We start from the raw sequence: 4365 nt of genomic DNA on the forward strand, positions 1-4365 counted from the left end.
GGTACGCGGCCGGCCTGCCGGTGCTGCGGGCGGGGCTGGCCGCCGCGCGTGCCCGGCGGGCCGGCGTGGACGAGCTCGACTTCATGTGGATGGCGGTGATGGGCACGCTGCGGGTCTTCGACGACGCCGCGTGGGACGAGCTGTCCAGCCGCTACGTGGAGCTGGCCCGGGAGACCGGGGTGCTCAGCCACCTGCCGCTGGCGTTGACCGCGCGGGCGTACCTGTTGCTGTTGAGCGGCGACCTGGGCGGTGCGGCGGCGCTGACCGACGAGCTGACCGCGATCACCGAGGCCACCGGCGGGAGCCTGGCGCCGTACGGCGCGCTGGGCCTGGCCGCCTTCCGTGGCGACGCGGCCGCCGGCGCCGCGCTGCTGGAGACGACGACGGCCGACGTGACGCGGCGGGGCGAGGGTGTCGGGCTCACCTTCGCCGAGTGGGCGTACGCGCTGCTGCACAACAGCCTCGGCAACTACGGGGAGGCGCTGGCGGCGGCGCGACGGGCCACGGCGTACCCGGCGGATCCCGGCGCGTTGATCTGGCCGGCGCCGGAGCTGGTCGAGGCCGCGGTGCGCACGGGCCGGCCGGAGGTCGCCGCCGAGGTCTTCGCGCTGATGTCGGACATGCGCACCGCGTGCGGGACCGACTGGGCGTTGGGCATCCAGTCGCGCTCGCAGGCCCTGCTGTCGGACGACGCCGCGGCCGAGAAGCTCTACCGGGCGGCCATCGAGCATCTCGGGCGGACCCGGATGCGCGTCGACCTGGCCCGGGCCCACCTGCTCTACGGGGAGTGGCTGCGCCGGGAGCGGCGCCGCACCGACGCCCGTGAGCAGCTCCGGACGGCGTACGACGCGTTCGCCCGTATCGGCGCGACGGCGTTCGCGGCGCGGGCGGAGCGCGAGCTGAACGCCGCCGGCGGGCGCACCCACCCGCGGTCACCGGCGACCAGCGAGCAGCACCTGACCACCCAGGAGGCCCAGATCGCCCGGATGGCCGGCGAGGGCCTGTCGAACCCGGAGATCGCGACGCGGCTGTTCATCAGCGCCCGGACGGTCCAGTACCACCTGCGCAAGGTGTTCACGAAGCTCGGCATCACCTCGCGGACGCAGCTCCCGCGCGTGCTGCGCGACTAGCCGACCCAGGAGGGCACGAGCTGGCCCAGCCGGACGGGGTCGGTCACGCCGTGCATCGCCGTGACGACGCCGTCCGTGACCACGAAGCCCATCGCGGTGACCGGCCGCCCGTCGACGGTGACCAGCACACCCGGCAGGCCGCCCACGGTGGCCGGGTGCACCACGGCGTCCCGGCGGGCGAAGCTCGTCGCCTGGCCGGCGACCTGGCCCGCGCCGCGGATCATGACGGTGCCCTGCTGCCCCCGGGCCGTCAGCTCGACGTCGGGCGCGAGCACGGTCAGCAGCGCGGCGACGTCGCCGCTGCCGGCCGCCGCGAGGAACGCGTCGACGACGCCGCGGTCGGCCTCCTGGGCCGGCGGCGTGCCCAACCGCAGGCGTCCCCGCGCCCGGCTGGCGAGCATCTTGGTGGCGGCCGTGCTCCGGTCGAGGATGTCGGCGATCATGTCGAACGGCACCTCGAACACGTCGTGCAGCACGAACGACACGCGCTCGGCCGGGGTGAGCGCGTCCATGACGACGTACAGCGCGAGCCCGACCGACTCGGCGAGCAGCGCTTCGGCCTCCGGATCGCCGTCCTCGGCCGGCCGCGGGTCGATGTCGAGCTCCAGCGCCTCCTCGCCGCGGACCTTGCGGCGCCGGAGCAGGTCGAGGCAGATCCGGCTCGTCACGGTGGTGAGCCAGCCGCGCAGGTCCGCGATCTCCGCGGTGCCGGTCCGCGCGAGCCGCAGCCACGCCTCCTGGACCGCGTCGTCCGCGTCGGCGTGCGAGCCGAGCATGCGGTACGCGATCGCGTGCAGGTAGGGACGGTGCGTCTCGAACTCGTCGGTCATGGCTCTCCTCCGTGGTGTCCACCACCACGACGCGTCGGCCGCGGGAAAGGTAACGGCGTTACCTGCCGCGCTCGCGGGCCGTCGTAGTGGCGATCCAACCACCGCTACCTGGAGGAACCATGACGACCCGGGTCCACGACGCCACGAGCCGGCCCGACATCACGGCCGGCGTCCAGCAGATCTACCAGCAGGTGTACGCGGCCGGCGTGCCACGGGAGACGCTGGAGCTGGTGCACCTGCGGGCGAGCCAGATCAACGGCTGCAGCGCCTGCGTCGACGCCGGCGTGACGGCCGCCGTCAAGGCCGGGGTGAGCCACGAGAAGCTGCACGCCGTGTCCGCCTGGTACGAGAACTCCCTGTTCGACGACGCCGAACGGGCGGCGCTGGCCCTGACCGAGGCGGCCACCCGCCTGGCCGACCGCCCGGGCGCGGTCACCGACGAGATCTGGGCCACGGTGTCGAAGCACTTCGACGAGCGCCAGCGCGGCGCGTTGGTGCTGCTGATCGCCATCACCAACTTCTTCAACCGCATCAACACCACCCTGCGCATCCCGGCGGGGACCCGCTGGGACTAGGTTGGCCTGATGCCGGCCGCGCTTGCCACCGATGAGGACGTGCCGCGGTTCTGGCAGGAGCTCGGGCTGCCCGGGCTCGCCGACGTGCACACCCACTTCCTGCCCGCGCGGATGCTCCGGCGGGTGTGGGCGCACTTCGACGAGGCCGGGCCGCTCGTCGGGATGCCGTGGCCGATCCGTTACAAGTGGTCCGACGACGAGCGGGTCGCGCACCTGCGGCGGATGGGCGTGCGGATGTTCGGCGCGCTCGCGTACGCCCACCGGCCCGGGATGGCGGCCGACCTCAACGCGTGGACGCTGGACTTCGCCGCGCGTACGCCCGGGTGCGTGCCGTGTGCGACGTTCTTCCCTGAGCCGGGCGCGCTCGACTACACCCGGGCCGCGATCGAGCGTGGTGCCCGGTTGTTCAAGCTGCACCTGCAGGTCGCCGACTTCCATCCGGCCGACCCGCTGCTCGACGGCGTCTGGGGCCTGCTCGCCGAGGCCGGCCTGCCGGTGATCGTGCACGCCGGGTCGGGTCCGGTCGCGCACGGGCACACCGGGCCGGGTCCGTTCGGCGAGGTGCTCGCGCGGCACCCCCGGCTGCGCGCGGTGATCGCCCACCTCGGCGCGCCCGAGTACCTCGAGTTCCTCGCGCTGGCCGAGGCGTACGAGCAGGTCGCGCTCGACACGACCATGGTGTTCACGGACTTCTTCGACCGCGAGCGGCCCTTCCCGGTTTCGGCGCTGCCGCGCCTGCGCGACCTCGGCCTGGCCGGGAAGGTGCTGCTCGGGTCGGACTTTCCGAACATCCCCTACGCGTACGCCCGTCAGCTCGACGGGCTGGCCCGCCTCGACCTCGGCGACGAGTGGCTGCGCGCGGTCTGCTGGGCGAACCCGGTGTCACTCGTAGGCGACCTCGGCCTCGATCTCCACGGGGATGCGGAAGGGCAGCTCGGCCAGGCCGACCGCTGACCGCGCGTGGGTGCCGGCGTCGGGTCCCCACAGCTCGAGGATCAGGTCGGAGAAGCCGTTGACCACGCCCGGCGTCGCGGTGAAGCCCGGAGCCACGTTGACCATGCCGAAGACGCGCAGCCAGGCCGTGATCCGGTCGAGGTCGCCCAGGGCGACGCGGAGGCTGGACAGCATCGCCAGAGCGGTCAGGCGGGCCGCCTGATAGGCCTGCGCCTCCGTCACGTCCGCGCCGACCTTGCCGAACGGCCCGGCCATCGAGCCGTCGGGGTGCAGCGGGCTGTGACCGGAGACGAAGGCGCGACCGTTCCAGAGGCGCACCCAGGGAAAGGGAAGCGTGACCCCCGGCGGAAGCTGGATCGGCGCGGGGAGCTCGAGGCCCAGGTCGGCCAGCCGGTTCTCGATGCGCATCCGGGTTACGCGGCCAGCTTGGCGATCTGGATCAGGTTGCCGCAGGTGTCGTCGAGCACCGCGGTGGTCACGGGGCCCATCTCGGTCGGCTCCTGGGTGAAGGTGACCCCGAGGCCGCGCAGGCGCTCGTACTCCGCCTGGACGTCGTCGACCGCGAAGGAGGTGTACGGGATGCCGTCGGCGACCAGCGCCTCCCGGAACGGCTTGGCGGCCGGGTGACCGGCGGGTTCCAGAAGCAGCTCGACGCCGTCCGGGTCCGCGGGCGAGACGACGGTGATCCACCGGTGCTCGCCGGCGGGCACGTTGGTCTTCTCCTGGAAACCGAGGACGTCGGTGTAGAACCGGAGTGCCTTCTCCTCGTCGTCGACCATGACGCTGGCGATGTTGATCCTCATCGTGATCCCTTCCTCAGCCACCGCTCGACGATGGGTTCCAGCGGCGTCGTGTCGATGTGATGGAACTTGTAAC

6 protein-coding genes are annotated in these 4365 nt (G+C 73.1%); 3 read left to right on the top strand and 3 right to left on the bottom strand.

The genetic code is table 11. From position 1 onward, the window contains the following. Nucleotides 1-1130, top strand: a 1130-nt coding sequence (locus AB0H87_RS38620; RefSeq protein WP_360157742.1) for a helix-turn-helix transcriptional regulator, incomplete at its 5' end; no start/stop codon positions are given. Here AB0H87_RS38620 and AB0H87_RS38625 read toward each other — a convergent pair. Next, nucleotides 1127-1960: a sigma-70 family RNA polymerase sigma factor gene (locus AB0H87_RS38625; RefSeq protein ID WP_360157745.1), complete on the bottom strand. Its 834-nt coding sequence runs from the start codon at nucleotides 1958-1960 to the stop codon at nucleotides 1127-1129. The two genes, AB0H87_RS38620 and AB0H87_RS38625, sit on opposite strands and share 4 nt — an antisense overlap. A 119-nt stretch (nucleotides 1961-2079) precedes the next feature. Here AB0H87_RS38625 and AB0H87_RS38630 point away from each other — a divergent pair, with 119 nt between their 5' ends. Both AB0H87_RS38630 and AB0H87_RS38635 read left to right on the top strand, forming a co-directional pair. Continuing rightward, nucleotides 2080-2535 (top strand): carboxymuconolactone decarboxylase family protein, encoded by a 456-nt coding sequence (locus AB0H87_RS38630; RefSeq protein ID WP_360157748.1) that lies wholly within the window; start codon nucleotides 2080-2082, stop codon nucleotides 2533-2535. A 9-nt stretch (nucleotides 2536-2544) separates the two neighbouring features. Beyond that, the gene (locus AB0H87_RS38635) at nucleotides 2545-3489 is read left to right on the top strand and encodes an amidohydrolase family protein (protein WP_360157751.1); all 945 of its coding nucleotides are present in this window, start codon (nucleotides 2545-2547) and stop codon (nucleotides 3487-3489) included. On the opposite strand, the gene AB0H87_RS38640 is transcribed toward AB0H87_RS38635, so the two are convergent. Both AB0H87_RS38640 and AB0H87_RS38645 read right to left on the bottom strand, forming a co-directional pair. Beyond that, complete coding sequence (locus AB0H87_RS38640) at nucleotides 3418-3897, bottom strand: RidA family protein (protein ID WP_360157754.1); 480 nt, start codon at nucleotides 3895-3897, stop codon at nucleotides 3418-3420. The two genes, AB0H87_RS38635 and AB0H87_RS38640, sit on opposite strands and share 72 nt — an antisense overlap. 5 nt (nucleotides 3898-3902) lie before the next feature. Beyond that, nucleotides 3903-4292 (bottom strand): VOC family protein, encoded by a 390-nt coding sequence (locus AB0H87_RS38645; protein ID WP_360157756.1) that lies wholly within the window; start codon nucleotides 4290-4292, stop codon nucleotides 3903-3905. Nucleotides 4293-4365: the final 73 nt, after the last annotated feature.

It is taken from the genome of Asanoa sp. NPDC050611 (genome assembly GCF_040654855.1).
Taxonomy (GTDB): domain Bacteria; phylum Actinomycetota; class Actinomycetes; order Mycobacteriales; family Micromonosporaceae; genus Asanoa.